We start from the raw sequence: 26096 nt of genomic DNA on the forward strand, positions 1-26096 counted from the left end.
TACCGACCACAAAGCGGCACGCGCTCGAAACAGTGCGTGCGTGATCAGGCATCCGCTTATGTACCAAATCAACGTGTCGAGTCTCGTACGGCGTCAGCTCAAACCGTGAGATTCGGACTCGATTTACTTGTCCCGCCCGATCATCTGAGCGTCTTGATCAATAAAGCCTGGTATGTGGAACAGCCAATCAGGCCGCACCAAGCCCGGACTGGCCGTTTACCGCCATGAACAGGTCATCGACATGTACCATCAAGTCGCGGACCTGGCGCAACAGTGGATATTGACGCCGCACCGTGTCCCATCTGGCAGATGTCAACAGCTGTTCCCAGACGGACGCCAGGCTCTGCCTATCGCCAGACGCTGCATCTGCCACACCACTGGCATACGCCACGCTGCCAGGCGCGGACAAGAGTTGCATGCGGGTCGCGGTACTGAGCAGTTTTGGATAGGCGTCAGCCGATGCGTCACAGCAATAGAGGACACTGCCTGCCACATGGGTATCATCACCGGCGAATCTCTTTAATGATGAGCCGCGCAATCGCATACGTCCTTGATGGGTGTCAAACACATACGTTGCATCGGCCTCGGCACTGGCCAATAGCCGCAAACCCCGCAGCAGGCGAGGTAAATCGGTAGTCGCTGCCTCGACGGAGGCTTTGGCCTCAATGAGCAGGCAGACGTCAAACGCCGGCGCGTCTCCATCCGAAGAAACCTGCTGCAACAGCACGGCATCCCACTCACTCTTGGCATAGTCGGCGTTTCCTGGCAGCGACGGGGAGGCACGCATCGACGTCACTACGCGATAGGGTGTTCTGTTCTCCGGTTGCGCATTCAGCCGCTGGGCCAACACCTCTAGCGCCTGTGCCGCGCGTGCTTCGACTGCCGCGCCGCGCTGCTGCGATGCAGCGCCTTGTTCCATCGCAATGGCACTGCCTGCACGGGGCCCCTGCTGGTCCCATAGCGACCGGTAACGCTGCACCTGCTGGTCGGATACCAGCACCGCCAGGCGTTGTAACCGTCCTAGCGCCGGGCTGCCAAACAACCGGTCCGTGCCGCGCGCGACCGCCGAATCGGCTTCGGCCTGTGCCAGAGGCAGGACTTGTTCCGCACAGGCAGACAGCGCGTTCCAGTCCTCTGCGACCGCAAAGGCCTGTAACTGCGTTAGCGCCGCATGCAGCGCCCCTGAGGGCATGCGCTGCAGTTTTGCCGGATGAGCGATGGTATTGACCGCGGCATGGACTTCGCGGCGATCCTGATTGGCATGGGCAGCCAGCGAAGCATACTCACGCACGGCGGCGATTTGATAGCGCAAGACCATGGCCTGAAAAGCGGTGTCCCCCCGCGCTGGCTGCATCGCCTCCCGAATCAAACAATCGAGGGCATCGAAGAACCTGTATTTCAGGGCATCGTCCGGCGTTTCGCCGGCCTCTAGCGAGATTCGAATCTGCTCCAGCACGATTGCGAGCGTCGCCGATGGACTGTCATCTTGCGTGCGAGATGATGCCGTCGGCATCGCGGGCAGCCGATACCGGCGCCTCACCGTGCGCAGTGTGTCTTGCAGCAATAAGGGCGCAGGCTGCACGGGTTGCATTACGCTTGATGTTGAAACGGCGCTGGCGCAGGCACGGCATCCACGAGTCTCAAGAACATATGTTTGTCCGCGTAGAACTTGCCATCGATACACAGCGAATCGGGCTCTTCACCACATAGCTGAAAGCCCAGGCTTAAGTAGAGCTGAAACGCCACCGTATTGGACGCTGTCACGTTCAATGTGATCTGTCGAATTCCCGCCAATTCGCGGGTGTGGGCGATAGCCGCCGCCAGCAGCGCCCTGGCCGCCCCCTTTCCCCGCAAATCGGGGTGCACATATACGCCCCATATCGTGGCCTTGTGCGTGGCCTTTTTACCCCGATGCCGGAATACGCCCGCGCTGCCCTTGAGCTCGCCGGCGACAAACGCTCCGATGATCAAGGCGTCGTCAGTCGGGCCGACGCGGGCAGACCAATCCGCCTCTGACAGAACGGACTCGTCCTCGAGGCTGCTCATGAACGACTCGGGAGAGTCTGCGAGCATTTGCGCGCGCAGCACCCGAAACGCCGCGACGTCTGCATGATTCAGCAATCGGTATTCCGGCCTATGGGCCGGGGATCTCTGTTGGGCTGACATGAAAAGCTCGGACCTCCAAAATGTAAATTTTGACACAGCGCGACCCTAGGACTTTCCCCTATGTAGGGGTTTCCTGGGGCAATCGGCGTTCCTGGCCCCGTAGAATTGCAACGCTTATGGCACCGCAATGCTTGCTCGCAGTGTTTCTGTGATATGCCGGGCACATCGCCCTCTCTATGCGAAGAAGGATCACTCGAATGAAAAAGACCCTCCCCCTATTGGCCGGCAGTTTTGTGCTGGCTTTCAGCGCCGGCGCTATGGCTCAAACCAAGTGGGACCTGCCCAGCGCCTATCCTGCGAGCAATTTCCACGTCGAAAACCTGAATAACTTTGCCAAAGACGTCGAATCGCTGTCGGGCGGACAGCTCAAGATCACGATACACAATAATGCGTCGCTCTATAAAGCGCCCGAGATCAAGCGCGCGGTACAAGGCAACCAGGCACAGATCGGCGAGATCCTGCTGACCAACTACGCGAACGAAGATCCGATCTATGCCCTGGACGGCCTGCCCTTTCTGGCCACGGGCTACGACGCCTCATTCAAGCTTTATCAGACACAAAAACCGTATCTGGAAAAGAAGCTTGCCTCGCAAGGCATGACGCTGCTGTTTACCGTCGCCTGGCCTCCTCAAGGCATTTTTGCCAACCGCGACCTGAAAACCGTGGACGACCTGAAGGGACTGAAATGGCGCGCCTATAGCCCTGTCACCGCCAAAATCGCGGAGCTGGCTGGCGCCCAGCCCGTCACGGTCCAGGCTGCCGAGCTGTCTCAAGCCATGGCCACGGGCGTGATTGATTCGTACATGTCGTCGGCCTCGACTGGCTATGACACCAAGACCTACGAGTACATCAAGAAATGGTATGACACGCAGGCCTGGCTGCCCAAGAACGCGATCATTGTGAACAAGAAAGCCTTTGACGCGCTCGATCCGGCGACCCAGGAAGCCCTGAAAAAAGCGGGCGCCCAAGCGGAAGAGCGCGGCTGGAAGCTCGCCCAGGAGAAAGGCGAATGGTACAAGCAGGAGCTCACGAAAAACGGCATGGCCATCATTCAACCCACGCCTGAACTGAAGGCCGGTTTGAACAAGATCGGCGAGGTCATGATCAACGAATGGACCGAGCGCGCCGGCGATGACGGCAAGGCCATCATCGAAGCCTATCGCAAGATGTAATCCGCATGCGCCGCTTACTCGATACTCTGTACGGCGCGGCCGGCCTCCTGGCCGGCCTGTGCATGATAGGTGTGCTGATTTCAGTACTGATTTCCATCATTGGACGCCAGATCGATTGGCATGTCGCAGGGATGGATGCCTACGCCGGCTACTTCATGGCTGGTGCAGGCTTTCTGGCTCTGGCCAGTACATTCAAACACGGCGAACACATCCGCGTCACGCTGTTGCTGAATTCGCTGGCCGCGCGTGGCAGCAGGCGCCTGGATATTTTTGCGCTGTGTGCGGGTACCCTGCTCGCGGCGGCTTTTGCGTTTTTCAGTATCAAACTGATGCTGGACTCGCACACCTATAACGATGTTTCCACGTCTAACGACGCCACGCCATTGTGGATCCCCCAGATCAGCATGGCTGCCGGGACCGTGTTGTTCCTGGTGTCGCTGGTCGACGAATTGATCCGCCGCTTGCACGGTCTGCCTGCTCCTACGTCACACCAAACCCATGAATGAAGTCCTGGTCATTACCTTATTGGTCGTCTCGATTTTCGCTCTGCTGGGTTGCGGTGTCTGGGTTGGCTTGACGCTGGCGGGCACGGCGTGGATAGGCATGGAGATCTTCTCCAGCCGGCCTGCCGGAGACGCGATGGCGGTCACGATCTGGGGCGCCGCGTCAAGCTGGACGCTGACGGCGCTGCCACTGTTTTTGTGGATGGGCGAGATTCTGTTTCGCACGCGGTTATCAGAAGATCTGTTCAAGGGGCTCGCGCCCTGGTTGAATCGCCTGCCTGGCCGTCTGCTGCACACCAACGTGATTGGCTGCGCGATCTTTGCCGCGGTGTCGGGATCGTCGGCTGCGACCTGCGCGACGGTCGGCAAGATGACGATCCCTGAGTTGAAACGGCGGGGCTATCCCGAGAGCAAGGTGTTAGGCACGCTATCCGGTGCAGGGACACTGGGGCTGCTGATTCCGCCGTCGATCATCATGATCGTGTACGGCGTGGCGGCGGATGTCTCGATCGCTCGCCTGTTCATCGCAGGCATTGTGCCGGGAATCATGCTGGCCGCGCTGTTCATGGGCTATATCGCCTGGTGGGCCATACGCAATCCGAAAGAGGTGCCTGCCTCGGACGAGCACATGACGTTGCGGCAAAAGCTCTATCAATCCCGCCACTTGATTCCGGTGTTGCTGCTGATCGCGGCGGTGCTGGGATCGATTTACACGGGCATTGCGACGGCGACCGAGGCAGCAGCCATTGGCGTCGTGGGTGCGCTGATCCTCTCAGCGTTGCAAGGCTCGCTGAACAAGGATAGCTTTTGGCAATCGTTGATGGGTGCAACCCGGCTGTATTGCATGATCGCATTGATCCTGGCCGGCGCACAGTTTCTGACGCTCTCCATGGGCTATATCGGACTGCCGCGTGCGCTGGCTGAATGGATCGGCGGGCTGGGACTATCGCAGTTCGGATTGATCATGGCGCTGATGGTCTTTTTCGTGGTGCTGGGTTGTTTTCTGGATGGCATTTCCATCGTCGTGCTCACGATGGGGGTGCTGTTGCCAACGGTGCAGGCGGCCGGGATCGATCTGATCTGGTTTGGCATTTTTGTCGTGTTTGTCGTCGAGATGGCGCAGATTACGCCGCCGGTCGGGTTCAATCTTTTCGTGCTGTCGGGAATGACAGGAAGAGAGTTGCCCTATATCGCCAAGGCGTCGTTGCCGATGTTCTTTTTGATGATTCTGGCGGTGCTGTTGTTGTATGTGGTGCCGGGGATTGCTACCTGGTTGCCACAGCATATGACGCTGTAATGTCGAGCTGACGATCGACACACGTTGATTCCTCTGGCGCGGGTAGTTGCCACCATCCAGGCAATAATGCCCGCACCTTGGCCCTGCGGTAGCGATCGTCGATGAGATAAACCGTACCCGTATCATGCTCACCACGGATCACGCGACCAGCGGCCTGTACGACCTTTTGCAGTCCGGGGTACAAGTAGGTGTAGTCGTATCCCTGGCCGCTGCCATAGAGCCTTTCCATGGCGGCTTTCATCTGCTCGTTGACCGGATTGACCTGCGGTAAACCCAGCGTCGCGATAAAAGCACCAATCAGGCGTTTCCCAGGCAAATCGACCGCTTCGGAAAACGCGCCTCCCAACACGGCAAAGCCGACGCCGGCCCCAGTCTCGGTGAACCGGGCCAGAAATGCCTGCCGGCTGGCTTCGTTCATGGCAGGCGTTTGTTTCCAGAGCGGGACGTGCGGATGGCTCTGGCTCAACAGATCGGCCACCTGCTCCAGGTATTCGAAACTGCTCAAAAAGCTCAAATAGTTGCCTGGGCGTTTGGCATATTGCGTCGCTATCAAGTCCACGATAGGACGCAGTGATTGTTTGCGGTCACGATAGCGGGTAGACACATTACCCGCGACATGCACGGCCAATTGTTCCGCCTGAAAAGGCGCGGCCACCTCGATCCAGGCCGTATTGTCAGGCAACCCCAGCGTATCCCGGTAATACTGTTGCGGATTGAGCGTGGCAGAAAACAATATCGTGGCGTGCGCTGCGGCGTAGCGCGACGCCAAATGCGGCGCGGGCACGACATTGCGAACGCAGAGCGTGGATGGACTCGTCGGGCCGTCCAGATCATCAAGCCGATCTCGCGTGACATCAAACAGCGCGTGCGGGCCGAACTGCTCTGCCAATCGGGCAAAGCTCAGCATCTCGAAATAGAACAGCAACAGGGGATCATCCTGGGCCAAGGGCGCCTGTCCTACGTGTTCCGTCATGGCAATGATGGCCTTCTGTAAGGAGGCGAGCACGCCAGCAGGCACGGCGTCATAGGCTTGATACGCGGCGGCCTGTTTACGGTTCAATGCGTTCCATGCCCGATTCAAGCCATCCAGCGGTTTGCGCAGCGCCTTTGGCGCTGCCTGGCGCGCCCGCTTGAGCGCAGGCTGCGACAGGCTGCTGCTATACATATGGCGCGCACGATCCACCAGATTGTGCGCTTCGTCCACCAGCACTGCCACACGCCATTGATGAGCCTGCGCGAGCGCATACAGAATGGCATTGCTATCGAAGTAGTAGTTGTAGTCGCCGATCACCACATCGCTCCAGCGTGCGAGCTCTTGCGACAGGTAGTACGGGCATACACCGTGTTCCTCAGCAACGGTGCGCACGGTTGCCCCATCCAGCCGAGTATGCTCCAACGCGGCGGCACGAGCCTCAGGCAAACGATCATAAAAGCCCCGGGCCAACGGGCAAGACTCGCCATGGCATGACTTGTCGGGATAGACGCAGACTTTATCGCGCGCCTGCAGGTCAAGCACTCGCAATCCGGGTTGCGCGGGCGACTCATTGAGACGGTCCAACGCCTGTTGCGCCAGCGCCTTGCCTGCATTCTTGGCCGCGAGGAAAAATACCTTGTCGATACGCGTATCGGGTGCGGCTTTGAGCAATGGAAACAATGTCCCTAGCGTCTTGCCGATACCTGTGGATGCCTGCGCCAATAAACAGCGTCCGTCACGGGCGCTGCGATATACCGATACCGCCAACTCCCGTTGTCCCGCGCGAAACCGGCCCAATGGAAAATCCAATTGCGCCAACGCGAGGTCGCGCGCCTGGCGATGGGCGAGCTCGGTGGCCGCCCATGCCTGAAAACGCGTACATTGCTCTTCGAAAAAAGCCTGGAGTTCCACCGCGTCGTAGTCGCGGGAAAATAGAGTTTCTTCTTCAGTGACCACATTGAAATACACGACAGCCACACGCAGGCGCGTCATGCCTCGTGCTTGGCAAAACAAGTGCCCATACACGCATGCCTGTGCCCAATGCAGCGCACGATGATTGTCGCGCACACTGCTCAGTTCGCCTCGATAGGTCTTGATCTCCTCAAGCTGATTCGAGCCCGGATCGTAGCCGTCGGCACGGCCACGCACCAACAGGTCCTGGTATTGGCCCGACAATGCAATTTCAGACTCGTAGGTGGCGGCGCGCCGATCCACTACCGTAGCGTGCCCCGCCACGCCTTCGGGGCCAGTCGGTGCAGGCGTGAAACGCAGATCCAGGTCCCCTGCTCTAGCGGTGAATTCACACAGCGCGCGCACTGCGACCGAATAACTCATGCCTGGGCCTCATGCCGGCTGGCAACGTCGATGAATGCGTACCACGGACGCGTCACGATCGAATCGTTCATGCCTCATCCTCGCGCCATTGCACATGGCACACGTGCGCCGCAATTCCATGCTCGGCGCAATATTGCAGCCAGCGAATCTGGTTATCCTGCAACTTGTCGCCTGGCCCCTTGATTTCGATCAGTTCATAACGCTTTTCGCCGGGCATAAACCGGATCAGGTCGGGCAAGCCCGTGCGGTTTTGCGTGATGTCTTGCAGCATCCGCATGAAAAATAATCTCAGATGATTCGCGGGCAGGCATTCCAACGCCAACCCCAGCAACGGCTCGGATAACGCTCCCCAGAACACAAAAGGCGATTGCAGGCCCGCTTTTTCGGTGTAGTGACGCCATATCGTGTCACGGTAAGCGCCCGATTCCAGCTGCGACAGCGCTGCGGCGAACAGATCAGCACGACGTGAAACAAAGTCCGGCGCCGACAAGTCCGCAGGACCACGCTGAAAGGGATGAAAGAACGCCCCTGGCAATGGCGCGAAAACGGCTGACCAACACAGCAAGCCAAATAATGCGTTGATCAAGGTGTTTTCGACGTAATACACCGGCGCAGCGTCGCAATGCAGATGATCGCGCGCGACAAACTCGACAGATTGCGGCTCGACAGGACGCGACAATGCCAGATCGCGCCGCACAGGAGCGGCAATAGCCGCCCGGGCCAGCGCAGGCAGCCCGGCATTGCGTCGCAAGCGCGGCAGCATTCTGGATAGAGCTTGGCTTTCCGCCTCGCTTTCCGGGGCCTGCCGGGCCTGCAGGGCCAGTGCTAACGCATCGTCATGGCGTCCCATGCGCTCAAGCATTCGAATACGACGATGACGAGCCCCCGGATAAGCACATTGCTCATACACGCGATAAGCCCTGTCCCAATGCAGGCCGCGTTCACAGACGTGACCGATGCGCAAAAGCACCTTGGCGCGGCGTTGCTCCAGCCAGGCGTTCGTACTGGCACAGGACTGTACGACGTCCAACAGATCATCTATCTCAGGGTTCGCGTCCAACGCCTCGCGGCATGCGTGCAGCGCCAGGTATCTGTCGATATCGGCGCGTATCTGGAATGCACGCGACGCGCGGTCGAACGCGACGGATTCGTAGCGAAACACCCCCAGATCGGCCAGCACGAACTCCGACCAGTCCTGCCGCAGATTGCCGAAAAACATCAGCCGCAGCCGGTCGCAATGATCTCCCAGCATAAAGCGCCAGGCCGGCTCCGGCGACGCCGGGCACCACTGGTCGTAGGAGCGGGCGTCATCGTGCTGCTCGCGCAACATGGCCAGCCATTCCGATTTACGCAGCCCCGCCATGACAGATGCCGGAAACAAACCACGCAACTCGGGCAAGGTGCAGATATCGAATAGCTCGTCCAATGTCATCTGCGCCCTGGCGTCGAGCCAACCCAACGACACCAACGGCGCAACCGCCGCAAGCAGATCGGGAATTTCTTCATACGCCAGGCGGCTGGCACGAAACCACGGCCCCCGTCTCATCGCCATACGCACAAACAGCGCGCGCGACATCTGCGGCAAGCGGTCGAAATCGTCGAGAAAGGCGCGCTCGCCGTCATCGAGCAAATCGGCATAACGATCGGCCACGACCTCCAGCGCACGCTGGAAGTTATGCAGATAGTAGTAACGGTGCGGGGGAAGCATCTGGCCAAAACTGGATATTTATCCAGTAATCATATCAAATCCCGGCCGGGTAGCGCCCCACGCCTGGGACGCTGCCGGGCCAGGTATGCAACTTGCAGCGCAACATGCTCCAAACCTAGGGGATGCCATGATTTCAGAACGATTGAAGCGGATACGCCATCTGGCCGAGTTTGTCATGGAACGCAGCGGCGATTATCTGGAACTGGCTGGCATTGAACTGTCGCTGTACCGCTCGGCGTTGGTCACCACATTGATCAGCAGCGTGGCGCTGCTGTTTTGCGGACTCGGTACACTAGCCTTTGTATCGGTAGCCACCATCGTGAGTTTCTGGGACACAGATCATCGGCTGCTCGTGGCGTGGTTGGTGGCTGGCGCATGGCTCCTTATTACGCTCATCGCGTTGACCATTGCCGCCCGTAACGCGCCAAAAAATTCGCTTTTTTCCGAACTCAGCCACCAAGTGCGCCTGGATGCCGCCGCCGCCCGGAGTCATTATGCCCAAGACGACCACACAAGCTGAAAAAGACGCCTTGCTGGCGAAAATGGAGCGCGATAGAGACGAGCTGGCCGACGCCTTTGCGCGCGCTGCCACTCAGACGAAAACATCCAACGGATGGGCCTCCACCACGGCGCTGGCCGCCGGGGCCGTCATCGGGTGGCCCCGATTTCTAAAAAAGCCGCTGCGCGCGATGGCTGCCGTAGCGCTGCGCGACCGCGTAACCAACGTCCTCAAGCGCCGCCATCAAAGGCGCGCCAGCCCGCCGGCTGCCAACCCAGAAGTCGACCGCCTGGCCCAATTAGCAGCAGATTTGCGCCAAGCGATAGAACGCATAGCGCCCGCGGAAGAAATCGAGCGAATACGGCGGGAACTGGACGATCAAGTGGCGCGCATCCGTGAGCTAAAGGCGCTGAAGCAAGCCCCCGGGCAAACCCTCCCTCGCTAAAGGACAGGCCAACCGATTTTCGGTATAGACTTGCGACCTGATTTCTCGGCCTCCTCGCAGCTATCCGCTGTGAGGCGGCCATATTTAATTCCGACTACGAGTCGGATCTCAGGGAGTGAGACAATGAAGAAAGCCGCTATGGCGCTGCTGGCGCTGAGTGGATTGGCCGCAGGCACCGCCGCCGCCGAATCGAGCGTGACCTTGTACGGGATTGCAGATGTCAGTATTCGATATCTGAATCGCAGCAACCAAGTCGACGGCAGCCACATCGGGCTGGCCAACGGCGCCATCTCCAATAGCCGTTGGGGCCTGCGCGGGGTCGAGGACCTCGGCGACGGGAATAAAGCGTTTTTCCGGTTGGAGAATGGCTTCAATATCCAGAACGGGAATGGCTCCGATCCAAACAAGACGTTTAGCCGCCTGGCCTATGTCGGCCTGGACGGCGGCTCACTCGGTGTCCTGACGCTGGGCCTGCAGAACACGCCCATGTTCAACCTGCTGGCCGATCATTTCGATCCCCTGACCGTCGGCAACTACGATCAAAACGCCTGGCTGCCCGCAGCCATGTCGCGCGTGCGCACGAGCAATATGTTCACCTATGCCAACACGCTAGGCGACCTGGCGCTGGTGCTCTCCTACGCCAACGGCGAGGACTACGACGATCACAAAGTCGGCTCGCAATACGGCGCATCGCTGCGCTATACCTTTGGTCAATTCGCAGTGGGCGGCGCCTACCAGCAGACCTATTCCGAAACCAGCTCGGACTATCGCCAACGCGTCTGGAACCTGAACGCGTCATACCAATTCGAATCCGCCAAGGTCTTTGCCGGCTACTTCAACGGCCGCGACGAAACCGGATTCGTCAATGCCGTCATGGGCGGCAACCCCGTCGCAGGTCTGGACCGCAAGGACAACGGCTATTTCGCCGGCCTCACCTGGCAAGCCACTCCCCGCTGGGCCCTGACCGGCGCCGCCTACTATGACCGCAGCGAAAACGTCGTCGTCTCAGGCGACAAAGGCAAGCGCTACGCCCTGGTCGGCGTCGCCGAGTACGCCCTCTCCAAGCGCTCACAAGTCTACGTAACCGTCGACTACAACAAAGTCAAAGACGCCGCCAGCGACGAAATCGCCGGCAGCGGCAGCCAGTTAGGCGCCGCCGTAGGATTCCGCCACATCTTCTGATGCCCTGCTCTCGGGGCCAGCCCCTGCTGCGAGTCCGGGCCGTGTGCGTGGGGGCCGCGCCGGCCTTTTGAGCGACGGGCAGTCCGCGCAGCGGACCTCGGCGCCTGGTCTTGCGCCGAGCCGTTGCGATTAGGCCGGTGCGGCCCCCACGCACACGGCCCGGACGCCTAAACAGAAACACCCCAAGCCAGCAAAAATACCCACACACCAGCCACCTATCCACATCTCATATTTTCGTATACGATTCTACAAAACTACGAGATACAACATGACCTGGCCCACCCCCAACCTCACTCCCGAAGCCTTCACCCACCTAAAAAACACCTCACTAGGCAAACTAGTGAGAGACCACCTGCTAACTCAAATCATGGCCGGCACCCTGCAACCCGGCCAGCCGTTACGCGAGCCCGATCTCGTAGAACAACTGCAAGTCTCCCGCGTCCCCGTCCGCGAAGCCCTGCGCGAACTCGAAAGCATGGGCCTGGTCGTCTCGCGCAAACATTCCGGCGTCTACATCCGCGAACTCACCACCCAGGAAGTCCACGACCTGTACCAATTCCGCGCCCTGATGGATAGCCACGCAGGCCGCATCGTCACGCAACTGCCCCAAGCACAACAAACAGAACTGATCGACAAACTCCTGGCCTGCACCACCGCCATGGACGACGCCGTCGAGACCGGCAACACGCAGGTCTACTACAACGCCAACCTGCAATTCCATTGGTTGTTCATCGAATACGCAGGCAACCAGGAAATCGCCAAAAGCTATCGCGAAGTCATCCAGAAACTGCACCTGGCCCGCGTCAAAAATCTGTCCTCGAAAGATCACCGCATCCAATCAAACACAGAACATAAACAGATCGTCCGCGCCCTGATCGATTCCCACGCCTCGATCGGCGGTGCGGCGCGCTGTGCCGAGCTGCTGTCCCATCACGTCATCAATGCGCACGAACGCCTATCCGATATGTAGCGACTGACCTTACCCCCAAAAAAACCAGAGGAGACAAACAGCATGGACCGTCGATCGTTCCTGTGCGGCTTGAGTGCTGCCAGCGTTGCGGGCTTTCCCCTTGCATCCCGGGCTGCCGCCGGTTTTCCGCAACGACCTATCACCTTTATCGTGCCTGTCGCAGCCGGCGGCGGCAGCGATTACATTGCGCGTGCAGTCACCAGCGAATGGGGTAAATCGCTGAGCAACAATGCCTCGTTTGTCGTAGAAAACGTCAGTGGTGGAGGTGGCGTCATCGCCTGTCAACGCGCAGCGCGGTCGGACCCGGATGGCTATACCCTGATGCAGGGCTATGTCGCCACCCTGGGCACCAGCCCGGCCACGCGCAACGTCCCCTACGATCCTATCAAAGACTTCACCGCGGTGGGCATGATAGGCGGAACACCCAATGTGCTGATCGTCGATGCCAAGCTGCCGATCCACACATTGAAAGCGTTCGCGCAATACGCAAAAGCCCATCCCAACGCCAACTATGGATCGGCCGGCGCCGGCTCATTGACGCACCTGCTGATGGAGCTGCTAAAACAGCGCCTCGATATCCCGATCCAGCATATTGCCTACAAAGGCATCGCGCCGGCATTTCAAGACATCATAGGCGGCCGCACACAAGCCATGTTCCCCGGCCTGGCAGCAGCTGTCCCGCATCTCACCGCAAAAACCGTCAGGCCACTGGCCGTCACCGGCAAGGCGCGCAGCCCGCGCTTTCCCGATGTGCCGACGTTTACCGAGCTGGGCCTGGACGGCTTTGACGACATCCTGCAGTGGTACGGCGTCTCGGGACCCGCAGGCATGGACAGCGCCATCGTCAACACACTCAACGAAAGCCTGAACAAAACACTGCAGTCCTCCGAGGTCGACAAACGCCTGGAAATCGAGGCCGTTGTTCCCATGCCCATGACGCCCAAAGAATTTGCCGCCTACGTACGCAAAGACCTGGAGCGGTGGAAACGCGTCGCCCAAGAACAAAACATCCGGCTCGACGGATAAGCCCGCAGCCACTTCCCCTATTCCCTTTATCGCAACGAAACACGAGACCTATGGCCATCAACACGAAAGTCGAAGCTGATCACAACGCGCCTCCTGTCACCCGCATCCTGGCCGAGTTTGTCGCCACGCATCCCTCGCGCGGCTGGAATGACGAGATCGAACACGAGGCACATCGCACCATCATGAACTGGCTGGGCTGCGCCATCGGCGCGGCTCGCCACGAGGCTGCGGACGCAGCGCTGGGCGCCGTCCAGTTCCTGCAGCCAGCGCCCCAGGCCGCGATCTTTGGCCGCCACGAACGGGTGGACATCAGCAACGCAGCACTGATCAATGGCATCACCTCGCATACCTTCGACTTTGACGACACGCACCTCAAGACCATCATCCATCCGGCGGGCCCGGTGTGCTCGGCGGTATTTGCCCTGGCGGAACACACGGGTGCGAGTGGCCGCCAGATCGTTGATGCCGTCGTACTCGGCATCGACGTGTCGTGCCGCGTCGGCAACACGATTTATCCTCAACACTACGATCGAGGCTGGCACATCACCGGCTCGACTGGGACGCTCGGCGCCGCCGCCGCATGCGCTCGTCTGCTGGGACTCGACGTGGAGCAGACCGCCATGGCTCTCGGCATCGCGGCCTCTCAGCCCGTGGGCCTGCGCGACCAGTTCGGCACCATGACCAAGCCTTTTCATCCCGGCGGCGCCGCCAAGGCCGGATTGATGTCGGCCCTGCTGGCGCGCGAAGGCTTTACCGCCAGCCCCCGCGCCATCGAAGCGCCACGCGGATTTGCCCAAGTCACCTCGACGAAATACGACTGGAATGAGATCACCGGAGAACTCGGCCAACGATTCGAAATCGCCTACAACACGTACAAGCCTTTCGCCTGCGGCATCGTCATTCACCCCAGCATTGATGCCAGCGTGCAGTTGCGCAAGCAAGGCGTCACGCCCGATAACCTGGAACAACTGAAACTGCGCGTGCATTCGCTGGTGCTGGAACTGACCGGCAAAAAAGAACCCGCCGATGGACTGCAAGGCAAGTTCAGCGTCTATCACGGCTGCGCGGTCGGCCTGCTCTTTGGCCGCGCCAGTGAAAGCGAATACGCCGACGATATCGTGACCCGGGAAGACGTCGTGGCCACGCGCAGAAAAGTCCAGGCCGTCGTTGACGACACCATTGATGAGGCTGCCGTTCACGCCACGGCGATTCTCAAGGATGGCCGGCAGATTCAAGTCACCGTTGAACATGCGATCGGCTCGCTGCAGCGACCGATGACGGATCAGGACCTGGAGGCGAAATTCAGCAACATGAGCAATCCGTTGCTGGGCGAAACCCGCACACGCGCCCTGCTGGATGCATGCTGGAAATTAGCGTCTGCCCCCTCGCTCAAAGCGTTGGTGGCACTGACACACTAGTGTGGATAGTTCCTGCGTTTCAGCGCCTTCGGTATCCGGCACCGAAGGCGCGAGGAAACAAGACGCCCGAAGACGGCGCGGCATTCACAGCACTGCCATCCGGCTGTTCAATAGATCGGTAATCAGCATGTGCCCGGGCGCGTGCGTAATACAGAACTCCGGCTGTACCGCAGCGACGACCGATTGAGGGGTAACGCCGCAGGCCCAGAATACAGGTACTTCGCCGGGGCGGATCTCAACCGCGTCGCCATAGTCCGGGCGGTTGATGTCGGCAATGCCGATTTCCGCGGGATCGCCGAAGTGCACAGGTGCGCCATGCACAGAGGGGAATCGCGAGGTTACCTGGATGGCACGGATCGCGTCGGCGGCCTTGAGTGGGCGCATGGAGACGACGAGCTGTCCATGAAAAGGACCCGCAGGCTGCGTCGGAATCGAGGTGCGATACATCGGCACGTTGCAGCCCTGTTCGATGTGGCGGACAGGCAGGCCGTTGTCCAGCATGGCTTCTTCGAACGAGAACGAGCAGCCGATCAAAAAAGACACCAGATCATCGCGCCATATGTCCCGGACATCGGTAGGCTCGTCGACCAACTGCCCATTGCGCCAGAGGCGATAGCGCGGCACATCGCTGCGGATGTCGATGTCATGACCCAGGTCAGGCAAAGCTGCGCTGCCGGGCTCTGACATCGCCAGCAAAGGACACGGCTTGGGATTACGTTGGCAGAATCGCAGAAAATCCGCAGCCAGGTTCGATGGCAAAATCGCCAGGTTAGCTTGCACATAGCCCGGCGCGATATTGGCGGTGGGACCAGTCAGCAGGCCGTCACGCGCATCGAGACGCGCACGATAGGCAGGATGGGTATCAGCAGTGTAGGTCATGGTTCCATGCGGTGCTCCCTCGGTTGCGAAGGAACCGCCACGTCTCTAAAAATGCCGGCACCCAGATGATGCGGAGCCGGCGTTGCGTTAGGCGCGCAACAGGTCTTCAATCGCCATCCCGATGGACAGGACACGAGCGTCGGCGCCATTGGATCCTGCGATCATGAGCCCGACGGGCGCGGTGTCCGCAGGCTGGCACGGCACGGATACCGCACAACCATCGAGAAAGTTGATCAAGGTAGGATTACGCAGAATCAGTCCATTCGTGGCGTAATAAACCTCGTCGCTGGCGGTGACCTCTGCAATGGTCGGCGCTGTGATGGGCACGGTCGGCATCATCAAGGCATCGTAGCCCGCAATGCGGTGATCAACCGCAGCAACCCAGGCCTCGCGCGCGTCCAGCAAGTCCAGGTAATCAGCCGCGGACATGCCCTCGCCGCGACGCATGCGGGAAACCACGCGCGGATCGTAGCGGTCGCCCGCGGTGGCAATCAAATCGCGATGCCAGGCCCAAGCCTCGGCGGCAGTAAAACCGCCTTTGGCGTTGATAGCTGCCAACTGGGCGAACTCCGGAATCTCGATTTCATCGACCAGCGCGCCAGCAGCGGATAGCCGGCTGATGGCCGCAGAAAAAGCGGCTGTGACGCTGGCGTCCATGCCGTCCAAGGCCAACGTCGTCGGCACCGCCAGGCGCAGGCCACGCACAGCGGCGGGCTGCCAGGATGGACTCACGCTGTCGATATCGTCGCCGGCGAGGATCGCATCCAAAGTCGCGCAACAGCGGACAGTGGGCGCCAATGGGCCAATGGAATCGAGATTGGCGGACAAAGGCAACACGCCGGCCATGGACACTCGCCACGCGCTGGGCTTAAAGCCCGCCAGGCCACACAAGGCCGCTGGGATGCGTACTGAGCCGCCAGTATCGGAGCCGATCGCGCCCAGCGCCATCCCATCGGCGACGGATACGCCGGCCCCCGACGACGAGCCGCCCGGGATACGGCCACTGGCGCGGTCCCAGGGATTACGCGGCGTACCGTAATGCGGATTGATGCCTAGGCCAGAGTAGGCGAATTCGACCATATTCGTGCGGCCGATGATGACTGCCCCCGCAGCCAACAGGCGTTGAACCACGACCGCGTTTTCCTCGGCAGCGGGCGCCCCTTGCAGGGCAACAGAGCCCGCCAGCGTGGTTTCGCCGGCAACGTCAAACAGGTCTTTGATCGAAATCGGCAACCCATCTATCGGCGAGCGCGACAGGCCCGCGGCACGCAGGGTATCAGAGGCCTGCGCCGCTGCGCGGGCCTGTTCAGCGTAGACCCGCGTAAATACTCGAGCGCCCTCGCCTGCCGGATCGGCAGCACGCGCCAATGCGGCTTCGGTCAACTCGACGGCGCTCAAACGGCCTTGTTGCAGGGCCGTAGCAGTGTCATGCAATGTGGAAAGCATAAAGTCCTCGTAGCCGCTGGGCGGCGCATCCCTGATGATCTCGTACCGGGTCACACTCAAGCGACTTCCGGCAATACCTCTACATCATACCGATGGCGCAATGACCGCTGGCGACGCGGGTCGAACAGTTCCATGATGAAGGTCGTCGAGGCACGGATCCCACCAATAGCCCCCACGGTGCCGCAGGTCATGCCGGTGCCATCCGGCAACCCTGAGCCACCGGTATAGCCGGCGATCAGTTCCTGGGGCGTGCGCAACGCATCCAGCGTGCCTTCTTGGTACAAGATCTCTGCACCGTTTTCGATGATGAGAGAACGAATCACAAGTTCATCCCAGTACTCGGCGACATCAGAAAGACGCCATGCCGTCGTGCCGACCGGTTTCGCGCAGACCTGCTTGGACAACGCCACACTATGCGACTCGAGTTTGCGGTCGGTATGGTCCGAGGCAATACTGACGTAGAGCTCTCCACCTACGGCAAAAACAAAAGTCTCGACTTCGCCTGACGAGGCGTCGCCGACCGCCTGAATGCGATCAGTCTGTGTCAATTGATTATCTGCGATGCGGTAGTACAGCGGCACACTGCTGGGACGCGGTACGCCGATCGCGGCGAGCTCTTCGATATGGTGTTCGATGGCCGCGCGATCGCGCCCTGCCCAACCCGCGACGACCAGATTGCGAATGTCGGCTTCGATTGCGTTGACAGTATTATCAGTAGCGGATTCGACTTGGAATACAGCTTTCATTTGTTGCTCCGAGAGACCTCGGCATCCATGCCAGGAGGAAAAAGGATGCAGCCGCGAGGCTGCGAATAAGTTCAATACATCGACAGGGCGTCAGCCGAATACGCGTGGCAACCACAGTGCCAGGTCCGGGATAAAGGCCAGCAGCGCCAACAGGACAAACATGGCCACTACGAACGGCAACGCGCCGACGATGACTGCCGTCATGTTTCCGCTCTTGCGCAGGCTCTGCACCACGAACAGATTCAGCCCCACGGGCGGCGTAATCAGTGCAGCCTCGACGAGCACGATAATGACAATGCCCAACCAGATCGGGTCATAGCCCAACGCGATCATGATGGGCGCCACGATGGGGATGGTGGTGATCATCATGGACAGCGTTTCCATGAAGCAGCCAAGGACCAGGTAGAACAGAATCACGATCAGCAGCATCCAACCAGGCGACAAGCCAAGCCCGGTGATGGATTGGGTCAATGCATCGGTGATCCCCGTCGCCGCCAGAATGAAATTCAAGAAGCTGGCCGCAATCACGATCAACATGATCATCGCGGTGGAACGCATCGTGCCTTCGATGGCATCACGCAACATGGCAAACGTCAGCCGGCCATAGCACGCGGCGAGAACCAACGCGCCGAGTACACCCAAGGCGGCGGCCTCGGTAGGCGTGGCCAGGCCCGCGTAAATCGAGCCAACCACCAGCAAAAAAATCCCCAACGGTGGCGCCAGATGTGTCAAGCTGACAATGCGCTGGCCCCATGTCGCGTGGATCTTGTGCCCGCCCCACGCCGGTTTGATCACGCAGGCGATCACGACAGTCAGCATGAACAATGCTGCCAAGCCCAGACCCGGAAGGATCCCCGCCAAATACAGCTTGGGCACGGACGAATTCGTCAACACGCCATAGATGACCAGATTGATAGAGGGCGGAATCAAGATCCCCAGCGTGCCGCCCGCGGCGAGACTGCCCAAGAACAGCGGCTCGTTATAGCCGTACTTCTTGATCTGCGGCAATGCAACCGTGCCCACCGTGGCAGCCGTGGCCACGCTGGACCCCGAGGTCGCGGAAAACAAGGTCGACGCGCCGATGTTGGCATGCATCAATCCCCCCGGCAACCACGACAGCCAAAGGCTCATCGCGCTATACATGCGCTCGGCAAATCCGGAACGCAACAGGATTTCGCCCAACATGATGAACAAGGGGATCGCGACGAGCAGGAATTCGTTATTCGTGCTCCAGGAGACTTCGCCCATGGCCCGCGTGAGCGGCAGCATCGAATACAGCGGGTCCAGGATCAGACCCAGCACGCCCAGCGCCGCACCGACCGGAATCGAAATGCCGATGAGCACCAACAGCAGTGTCAAAGCAGTCGTGATCATGCTGCATCCCCTTTCACCATACGCTCACCGGCGGCGGCTTCTTCCTCGGCTTCTTCTTGCGTGGAGCGCACGCCGCAGATGGCTTTGACCAAGGCGATGTCGCCCGTCACCAGCGCCAGCGAAGCACGCACCAGCATCAGGGCTACGGTGATGCACATCCACACCAGTCCGAGCCACCACAATCCCTGAGGAATCCAAAGCGGCGTCGCTAACGGCGTGTTCGCAGCGGAATGGCTAGTCCATGAGGTCTGCACAATCTCGAGGGCGTAATACGTCAGATACGCCATGAAAATGCCCAACGCAACCAATGCAATCCAGTCAAGCAAGGCCGATACGCGTACAGGAAAGAACTGATACAGCACGTCCACACGCACGTTGGCGCGTTGCAAGGTGGCAAACGCCAAGGCCCACGTCGTGCTGATCGCAAACGCATAGCTGGACAACTCGTCTGCGCCGCCCGTGGTAAAGCCAAAGAGCTTACGCGCCACAACGTCGAACGAGATCAACAGCACGCTGGCCAGAATGAGCGCGCCCCCAGCCCAGACGGCCGCGCGCGAAAAGGACTCTGCGCAGCGCAATAGCTTGCCCAGTGTTCGAAAATGTTCGGATGAGGTCATAAATATCTGCCTTCGTTGCCGCGCATCCATACACACATCACCTCACGTGAAGTGCACGGCGTGAACTGCGATGAGGACATGCATGGTCCGCACGCCCTCTGGACGATGCGTCACTATCGTTCGATGACATGACTACCCACCGCGCAACGCGCCCTGAGGGTAGTCATGTATCGGTCATTACTTCTTGGCCACGACGCCCAGCTCTTTGCCTATGGTCGCGTTGAAGTCCTCGACGCATTGCGCCGAGCAGCGTGCCGCCCATTTCGGCAGCACGGCTTCAGCCAGGACTTTCTTCAGCAGTTCGCGATCAGCGTCCGTGGGTTGAACCAGCACCATCTTGCCCTTGACGGGGTACGGGCATGCGGCAGCGCCTGTGTTGCAGTCATAGCCTTCTTGCGTCTGACGGGCAGCGGCGTCCCAGATGTCGTCCACCAGTTTGTCGATGTTGGTCTGCAGGAACGTCTGGACCTTGGGATCGAGCTTGTCCCAGGCTTTTTGGTTTACCGCATGAATCTGCTGATTCCAGTTGATGGGCAAAGCGTACAGGTGCGTGGACACCTCGTACCATTTCGCGGAATAGCCGGACAGCGAGCCGGTGATCGCGCAATCGACCACCTTGTTTTGCAGCGCGGGGACGACTTCGCCAAACGCCATGGTGACGCTGGAGCCGCCTAGCGCCTGCACAAATTCCGCCGTCGTGCGGCTGCTGGTGCGAACCTTTTTGCCCTTGATATCGGCCAGACTCTTGATGTCGGCATTGCAGAACAGCACTTGACCGGGATAGGTCGAGATGCCCAGCAGTTTGACGTTGGCGCCCTCGCCGTAGACCTTGGCGTAGACCGGCTCAAAGGCATTCGTCACCGCGCGTACGGTTTTGACATCAGGGGCCAAGCCGGCCAGATCGATGGCCTCGTTGATCGGATTGTCGCTGGCAAAGTAGGACAGCGTCGCAGTGCCGAACTCGATCACGCCCTGTGACATCAGGCGCAGCAGCTCAGGGCCTTTCAAGCCCATTTCGTTAAAGCCTTTGATATCCGCCGTCACCTGGCCTTTGGAAAGCTCGGGAATGGTCTTGGTCCAGAACGGCTTTTCATAGTCGTTATAAGCAGTCAGGTTGCTCAGGCCACCGACGACTTTCAAATGTGTCTTGGGCAAATCCTGAGCATGTGCGGCAGTGGCCAACAACGCTACGGCGATGGCGGCTGTAATCAGTGGCTTTTTCATCCATTGCTCCGAGAAACCTCGGCATTCATGCCGAGGAGGTAAGGGGCGCAGCCGCAAGGCTGCACGATTAGTCTGATTTGAATTGATAGCTGGGTAAATACCCAGTTTTTCGGTCTGGCGTGGTTAGTATCGCGGGCATGCAAACCAAACGTGCCTACCGATTCCGGTTCTATCCGACGCCCGAGCAAGCGATCACGCTGACTCGCACGTTTGGTTGTGTTCGTGTGGTCTACAACCACATGCTTAGTCTGCGTGCGACCGCCTGGGCCGATCGGCAAGAGCGCCTGGGATATCACGCGACGTCTGCTGCGCTGACGACGCTGAAAAAGCTGCCGAACTACGTCTGGCTGAACGAGGTCAGCAGTGTTCCGTTGCAGCAAACACTGCGCCATCTGCAAACGGCGTTTACCGGGTTCTTTGCCAAGCGAACGGGATATCCTCGCTTCAAACGCAAGGACGGCCCGCAATCGGCGGAATACACCGCCAGTGCCTTTAAATGGGATGGCCGCTCGCTCAAGCTCGCGAAGATGGCTGAGGCACTTCCCATCCGTTGGTCCCGTCAGATTCCTAAAGCCGCCAAGGTCACTACCGTCACGGTCAGCAAAGACGCAGCGGGCCGATACTTTGTCAGTCTGCTGTGCGACGACGTTGTGGCGCAGAAAGCGCCTACGTCGAGCTGTGTCGGGATTGATCTGGGCCTGTCTCATTTTGCGATTCTCTCAACAGGAGAAAAAGTCGATGCACCACAGGTCTTTCGTAAGCATGAAGTTAAGTTGGCCAAGCTACAGCGCCGCTTGGCCAGGAAACAAAAGGGATCGGCTCGTCGCGCCAAGGCGAAGCTGAAAGTCGCCAAGCTGCATGCAAAGATCTCAGACACCCGCAGGGATTTCCTACACCAGCTTTCTACCCGGTTGATCCACGAGAACCAAGTGATCGCCGTAGAAAGCTTGTCTGTGTCCAACATGCAGAAAAACCGCTGTCTTGCCAAGTCCATCGGCGATGCCGGATGGGCAGAATTTGTGAGACAGCTCGAATACAAGGCCCGTTGGTACGGACGTGAGTTCGTGCGGGTCGATCGCTGGTACCCGTCGAGCAAGCGCTGCCACGTTTGCGGATATGTCTTACCCAAGCTGCCGTTGAGCGTGCGACATTGGTCCTGTCCGCAATGCAACACGGACCACGACCGCGACGTCAACGCGGCGCATAACGTATTAGCCGCCGGGCTGGCGGTGTTAGCCCATGGAGAAACGGTAAGACCTGAGTGCATGAGTGAGGATGTACGACGGCTCGGTTCTGTGAAGTGGGAATCCCTTTCCTTTAGGGAAGGGAGCAGTCAAGGAGGCTCTCCTTGCAGGCGGTATTCGTACGCGCCAGGCCCCGTTACCCGATGACGCGCTGCGATCAGCAAAACGACCGCCGCAGATTGTCTGCAGCCGGCCTTGCTCTCGCACGCATTCCACCGGCTGGACGTAACCCTGTCCAATCGTAAGTTGCGATGCTGAGATATAAATATTTTTTATGTCTGTATGCAGCACAGAAGGCCGACGGGCGCAAAGCCAATAACGGCGCGGGTTTGCCGCCAGGTGGCAATAAAGCGCATCAGCACGCAGGGTGCGGCTGAGCACCAGATCCATCGCAAGGCATCAGGGAAAGTCCTAGCCCGCTTGGAATCCAATTCGGACCCTGCTGCCGCGCTGAATGATGCTCCGACAGGTACGTTATCCCGATGCGATTGCATCGATGCGGCAAGCTACGAGCCCACTATCCCGCTCTGCGGCAAGGGCTGCAGTTTGCCTTCGGCCGCTTGCTGCGCCAGCAACGCAATCGTGCGAGCCACATGGCTGTCCGGTCCTTGTACCCACGTCGCGGTAAAGGCCAGATCGGGCAAGGAGTCCGCCTGAACATTCAGAATGCGCAACTCGCCATTGGCAAGCTCTTTGTCCAGAAACACAGGTGCAATGACGCTGGTACCGATGCAATCCAGCGTCATGCGCACCACCATCGACAGCGAAGCGCTGCCGTACATGCGCGGGGCTTGCACACCGGCGCGCGTCAGCATGTCACGCACCATTTGATACGGCCGACTACTCGACGGATACGTAATCAGCGGCAGCTTGCCTATGCGCTCCAGCGTCAGCGGCTCTGGCCCCAGCGCCAGACGCGGGCTGGCCACCCATGCCAAGGGATACGCGCACAGCGGCAGATTTTCGAACCGCGGCTCCAGGATCGGCCCCATCAAGAAAGCCAGGTCAATCTGGCGCGCTGTCAAATGGCTATGCAAGACCGATGTCGTATCGACCTCGATCTGCAGCACCAGCGCCGGATAGGCGGCATGCACGTGCTCGATCAGCAACGGCAACCAGGTCTGGACGATGGTCTCGGCCACCCCCAAACGCAGCGGCCCGCGCATCACGTTCTGTTCGCGCGCCGCCCGCAACATATCGCTGCGCAACTGCAACATGCGCTCAGCGTGCGATAACAGCTCTTGCCCCTTGCCAGTCAGCGTCACACCCCGCGCGTCACGTTCAAACAGCCGAACCCCCAGGTCGCCTTCCAGCGAAGCGATCCGCTGAGAAATAGCGGGTTGCGTGGTGTTGAGTTTCTCCGCCGCCGCCCGAAAACTGCCCAGCGTGGACACCCAAAAGAAAGTTTCAATGTTGCGTAGATCGATCATGGTCTGCTCATCATAGCCGCCGCATCCGTTTCCAAGGGATAGGCGTATTATGTTGCGTTTTACCGAGCCGGCCTTGCGCCGGCTTGTGTTTGCCCTGCACTAGAACCAAGGAGACTCGCATGCACCGGGCCGCCGCCGGATCCAGACCGGCAGCTTCGCCATTGCCCTCTGCGCCGCGCGCCCCGTCAGCGCGCCCCGTATTGGGCATTGTCCTGTTGATTTTGTCGGCCTGGACGCTCACGTGCCTGGATGCCAGCGGCAAATGGGTGATGGAGGCAGGTGTGCCCTTGTGGTTTCTGTGCTGGGTACGCTATATGGTGCATCTGGTGCTGGTGCTGGGACTGGTATTGCCCAAACGGGGGCTGGGAATTTTGCGCAGCACGCGCCCGCGCGAGCAGCTCATCCGCGGCGGCGCGATGCTGTGCGCGACCGCAGCTTTCTTTACCGCGCTGAGCTATATGCCGCAGGCCGAGGCCACGGCCATCAATTTTCTGGCGCCGTTGCTTGTCTTGGCGCTGGCGCCCTGGGTGCTGAAAGAACCTGCGCGCATGTCGCGTTGGGTAGCGGCCGCAGTGGCATTCTGTGGCGTGCTGATCATCATCCGCCCGGGTGGCGGTTTGCATCCCCTAGGCGTGCTCTTCGGCCTCTTGACGGCCTGCTGCTTTACCGCGCAATACATCGCCACGCGCCGTATTGCCGGTGACGACCCGTACACCTCCCTGATCTGGAGCGGCGCCGTGGGCGCGGTCTGTCTGACCCTGATGTTGCCGTTGATCCTGCCGGCTGCGCTTCCGGTATTAAGCAATCTGAGTCCCGGTAATTGGATGCTGCTGATTTCCACGGGGTTCTCGGGTGCCTTGGGCCATTTGCTGCAAATCGGCGCCTATCGCAATGCGGCGGCGTCAACGCTGGCGCCATTCGTCTACCTGCAGATCGTCAGCGCCACGACGGTGGGTTGGCTGGCCTGGGGGCACTTTCCCGATGCGCTGACGTGGCTCGGGATTGCGATCATCTGCGCCAGCGGTATCGTGACGGGGCTGATCGAATGGCGACGGGGTCAGGCCACTGCACGGCGGATACGGCAGGCTTGACAGGCCCTTTGGGCCATCAAGCGTCGACTACGCGCCCCGCCGATAGCACCAGTTGCTGGCCGCACCGCGAGGCCAGTTGCGGATCATGAGTGACCAGGATCAGCGTCGTCCCCTGCTCGCGATGCAAATCGAACATGAGGTCTATCACCGTCTCTCCCGTCGCGGCATCGAGACTGCCGGTGGGCTCGTCGGCAAATAACAGATCGGGTTGCACCACAAACGCGCGCGCCAGTGACACGCGCTGCTGTTCACCGCCGGACAATGTGCGGGGATAATGATGCAGGCGCTCGCCCAGGCCGACGCGTTGCAACATGCTCTGGGCCGCCTCTCGCGCCGGCTGGCCGGCGAGCTCGAGCGGCAGCATGACGTTTTCCAGGGCAGTCAGATTGGGCAGCAACTGGAAAGACTGGAACACAAACCCCACGTGCCGGGCACGCAACTGCGCACGGCCATCCTCATCCAGGGAGAACAGGTCTTGTCCCGCCAGACGGACCGTACCTGACGAGGGAACATCCAACCCCGCCATCAGTCCCAATAAGGTAGATTTACCGGAGCCGGAACTGCCAGTGATCGCCAAAGCGCTGCCGGCAGCCACCGTAAAATCGATATTTTGCAGGATCGACAAGGTACCACCGGCATCGGAAACCTGTTTGCCCAGCCCTGAGACTTCAATCGAGACCTTACTATCCATGCGTATGCTTTTCCGTTGTTTTGCCATAGGCGCGTTGGCCATTTCCGCGACAGCCTTCGCTCAGACTCCCAATCCTGCCGCGGGTTCCGCAACGCACACCTTACTCGTCGTCGGTGACAGCTTGTCGGCCGAGTATGGTCTGACGCGCGGATCCGGTTGGGTGGATTTGCTGGCCAAGCGAATGTCAGAACAATACCCTAACTATCAGGTCATGAATGCCAGCATCAGCGGCGACACGACCAGCGGCGGGCTAGCCCGCCTGCCAGCCCTGCTGCAACGCCATCACCCAGAGATTGTCGTGATCGAGCTGGGCTCGAATGATGCGCTGCGCGGCCTATCACTGCAAATGACCGAGCAGAACCTGCGCACCATGACACAGAGCGCGCAAAAAGCCGGCGCCCAAGTGCTATTGGTGGGCATGCAGATCCCGCCCAACTATGGCCGGGATTACACCCAGCGCTTTGCCAATGTCTTTCCGGCGGTCGCCAAATCCGAGCAAGCCCATCTGGCGCCCTTTCTCATGGAAGGCATCGCCACAGACCGCACGCAATTTCAGGCCGACGGCATTCATCCCAACGAACAAGCCCAGCCTGCCCTGCTCAAAAACGTATGGGCCGCATTGCGGCCCATACTGGAAACAAGCAAAACGGCTAAATAGCC

24 protein-coding genes are annotated in these 26096 nt (G+C 59.8%); 12 read left to right on the plus strand and 12 right to left on the minus strand.

What is annotated here, in order from left to right:
* Positions 1-187: 187 nt before the first annotated feature.
* Both ACYVI2_RS24775 and ACYVI2_RS24780 read right to left on the minus strand, forming a co-directional pair.
* The gene (locus ACYVI2_RS24775) at positions 188-1591 is read right to left on the minus strand and encodes a 3-deoxy-D-arabino-heptulosonate 7-phosphate synthase (RefSeq protein ID WP_415819768.1); all 1404 of its coding nucleotides are present in this window, start codon (positions 1589-1591) and stop codon (positions 188-190) included.
* A complete protein-coding gene (locus ACYVI2_RS24780) occupies positions 1591-2166 on the minus strand; it encodes a GNAT family N-acetyltransferase (RefSeq protein ID WP_460490367.1) in 576 nt (191 codons plus the stop codon). The genes ACYVI2_RS24775 and ACYVI2_RS24780 overlap by 1 nt, the downstream gene beginning before the upstream one ends.
* A 197-nt stretch (positions 2167-2363) precedes the next feature.
* Here ACYVI2_RS24780 and ACYVI2_RS24785 point away from each other — a divergent pair, with 197 nt between their 5' ends.
* The 3 genes from ACYVI2_RS24785 to ACYVI2_RS24795 are packed head-to-tail and all read left to right on the plus strand — an operon-like array spanning position 2364 to position 5138.
* The gene (locus ACYVI2_RS24785; protein ID WP_415819770.1) at positions 2364-3338 is read left to right on the plus strand and encodes a TRAP transporter substrate-binding protein; all 975 of its coding nucleotides are present in this window, start codon (positions 2364-2366) and stop codon (positions 3336-3338) included.
* A gap of 5 nt (positions 3339-3343) precedes the next feature.
* A complete protein-coding gene (locus ACYVI2_RS24790; protein WP_415819771.1) occupies positions 3344-3844 on the plus strand; it encodes a TRAP transporter small permease in 501 nt (166 codons plus the stop codon).
* Positions 3837-5138: a TRAP transporter large permease gene (locus ACYVI2_RS24795; protein WP_415819772.1), complete on the plus strand. Its 1302-nt coding sequence runs from the start codon at positions 3837-3839 to the stop codon at positions 5136-5138. Before ACYVI2_RS24790 ends, ACYVI2_RS24795 begins: the two co-directional genes overlap by 8 nt.
* Here the strand turns inward: ACYVI2_RS24795 and ACYVI2_RS24800 are convergent.
* Positions 5107-7446, minus strand: a complete 2340-nt coding sequence (locus tag ACYVI2_RS24800; protein WP_415819773.1) for an ATP-dependent DNA helicase — start codon at positions 7444-7446, stop codon at positions 5107-5109. The two genes, ACYVI2_RS24795 and ACYVI2_RS24800, sit on opposite strands and share 32 nt — an antisense overlap.
* Before the next feature lie 67 nt (positions 7447-7513).
* Complete coding sequence (locus tag ACYVI2_RS24805; protein ID WP_415819774.1) at positions 7514-9154, minus strand: VRR-NUC domain-containing protein; 1641 nt, start codon at positions 9152-9154, stop codon at positions 7514-7516.
* A 127-nt stretch (positions 9155-9281) separates the two neighbouring features.
* Here ACYVI2_RS24805 and ACYVI2_RS24810 point away from each other — a divergent pair, with 127 nt between their 5' ends.
* The 6 genes from ACYVI2_RS24810 to ACYVI2_RS24835 all read left to right on the plus strand — a co-directional run bounded on the left by ACYVI2_RS24810 (position 9282) and on the right by ACYVI2_RS24835 (position 14694).
* Positions 9282-9674 (plus strand): phage holin family protein, encoded by a 393-nt coding sequence (locus ACYVI2_RS24810; protein ID WP_415819775.1) that lies wholly within the window; start codon positions 9282-9284, stop codon positions 9672-9674.
* Positions 9649-10098 (plus strand): hypothetical protein, encoded by a 450-nt coding sequence (locus tag ACYVI2_RS24815; RefSeq protein WP_415819776.1) that lies wholly within the window; start codon positions 9649-9651, stop codon positions 10096-10098. The genes ACYVI2_RS24810 and ACYVI2_RS24815 overlap by 26 nt, the downstream gene beginning before the upstream one ends.
* Positions 10099-10221: 123 nt before the next feature.
* Positions 10222-11280 carry a porin gene (locus tag ACYVI2_RS24820; protein WP_415819777.1) on the plus strand — a complete coding sequence of 353 codons (1059 nt, stop codon included), beginning with the start codon at positions 10222-10224 and terminating at the stop codon, positions 11278-11280.
* A gap of 268 nt (positions 11281-11548) precedes the next feature.
* Positions 11549-12250, plus strand: a complete 702-nt coding sequence (locus ACYVI2_RS24825; protein ID WP_415819778.1) for a GntR family transcriptional regulator — start codon at positions 11549-11551, stop codon at positions 12248-12250.
* A 42-nt stretch (positions 12251-12292) separates the two neighbouring features.
* On the plus strand, positions 12293-13276 hold the full coding sequence (locus ACYVI2_RS24830; protein ID WP_415819779.1) for a Bug family tripartite tricarboxylate transporter substrate binding protein: 984 nt from the start codon (positions 12293-12295) through the stop codon (positions 13274-13276).
* 50 nt (positions 13277-13326) lie between these two features.
* The gene (locus tag ACYVI2_RS24835; RefSeq protein WP_415819780.1) at positions 13327-14694 is read left to right on the plus strand and encodes an MmgE/PrpD family protein; all 1368 of its coding nucleotides are present in this window, start codon (positions 13327-13329) and stop codon (positions 14692-14694) included.
* An 84-nt stretch (positions 14695-14778) separates the two neighbouring features.
* On the opposite strand, the gene ACYVI2_RS24840 is transcribed toward ACYVI2_RS24835, so the two are convergent.
* From ACYVI2_RS24840 to ACYVI2_RS24865, 6 genes are all read right to left on the minus strand, one after another.
* A complete protein-coding gene (locus tag ACYVI2_RS24840; protein WP_415819781.1) occupies positions 14779-15573 on the minus strand; it encodes a putative hydro-lyase in 795 nt (264 codons plus the stop codon).
* Positions 15574-15660: 87 nt separating this feature from the next.
* Positions 15661-17019, minus strand: a complete 1359-nt coding sequence (locus tag ACYVI2_RS24845) for an amidase (RefSeq protein ID WP_415819816.1) — start codon at positions 17017-17019, stop codon at positions 15661-15663.
* Positions 17020-17075: 56 nt separating this feature from the next.
* Positions 17076-17765 carry a DUF2848 domain-containing protein gene (locus ACYVI2_RS24850; protein ID WP_415819782.1) on the minus strand — a complete coding sequence of 230 codons (690 nt, stop codon included), beginning with the start codon at positions 17763-17765 and terminating at the stop codon, positions 17076-17078.
* A 90-nt stretch (positions 17766-17855) separates the two neighbouring features.
* Positions 17856-19139, minus strand: a complete 1284-nt coding sequence (locus ACYVI2_RS24855) for a TRAP transporter large permease (RefSeq protein ID WP_415819783.1) — start codon at positions 19137-19139, stop codon at positions 17856-17858.
* Positions 19136-19756: a TRAP transporter small permease subunit gene (locus ACYVI2_RS24860; protein WP_415819784.1), complete on the minus strand. Its 621-nt coding sequence runs from the start codon at positions 19754-19756 to the stop codon at positions 19136-19138. Before ACYVI2_RS24860 ends, ACYVI2_RS24855 begins: the two co-directional genes overlap by 4 nt.
* A gap of 177 nt (positions 19757-19933) precedes the next feature.
* Complete coding sequence (locus ACYVI2_RS24865; RefSeq protein ID WP_415819785.1) at positions 19934-20980, minus strand: TRAP transporter substrate-binding protein; 1047 nt, start codon at positions 20978-20980, stop codon at positions 19934-19936.
* A 137-nt stretch (positions 20981-21117) separates the two neighbouring features.
* On the opposite strand from ACYVI2_RS24865, the gene ACYVI2_RS24870 reads away from it, so the two are divergent.
* Positions 21118-22371, plus strand: coding sequence for an RNA-guided endonuclease TnpB family protein (locus ACYVI2_RS24870; RefSeq protein ID WP_415819786.1), 1254 nt, complete (start codon positions 21118-21120; stop codon positions 22369-22371).
* Positions 22372-22730: 359 nt separating this feature from the next.
* On the opposite strand, the gene ACYVI2_RS24875 is transcribed toward ACYVI2_RS24870, so the two are convergent.
* Complete coding sequence (locus ACYVI2_RS24875; protein WP_415819787.1) at positions 22731-23654, minus strand: LysR family transcriptional regulator; 924 nt, start codon at positions 23652-23654, stop codon at positions 22731-22733.
* Positions 23655-23773: 119 nt separating this feature from the next.
* Between ACYVI2_RS24875 and ACYVI2_RS24880 the strand changes: the two genes are divergently transcribed.
* Positions 23774-24745: a DMT family transporter gene (locus ACYVI2_RS24880; protein ID WP_415819788.1), complete on the plus strand. Its 972-nt coding sequence runs from the start codon at positions 23774-23776 to the stop codon at positions 24743-24745.
* Positions 24746-24761: 16 nt separating this feature from the next.
* On the opposite strand, the gene ACYVI2_RS24885 is transcribed toward ACYVI2_RS24880, so the two are convergent.
* Entirely contained in the window at positions 24762-25436 is a 675-nt protein-coding gene (locus ACYVI2_RS24885; RefSeq protein WP_415819789.1) for an ABC transporter ATP-binding protein, read from the minus strand.
* Here ACYVI2_RS24885 and ACYVI2_RS24890 point away from each other — a divergent pair.
* Positions 25435-26094 (plus strand): arylesterase, encoded by a 660-nt coding sequence (locus tag ACYVI2_RS24890; protein ID WP_415819790.1) that lies wholly within the window; start codon positions 25435-25437, stop codon positions 26092-26094. The two genes, ACYVI2_RS24885 and ACYVI2_RS24890, sit on opposite strands and share 2 nt — an antisense overlap.
* The last annotated feature ends 2 nt before the right edge of the window (positions 26095-26096 follow it).

Source organism: Bordetella tumbae (assembly GCF_054780995.1).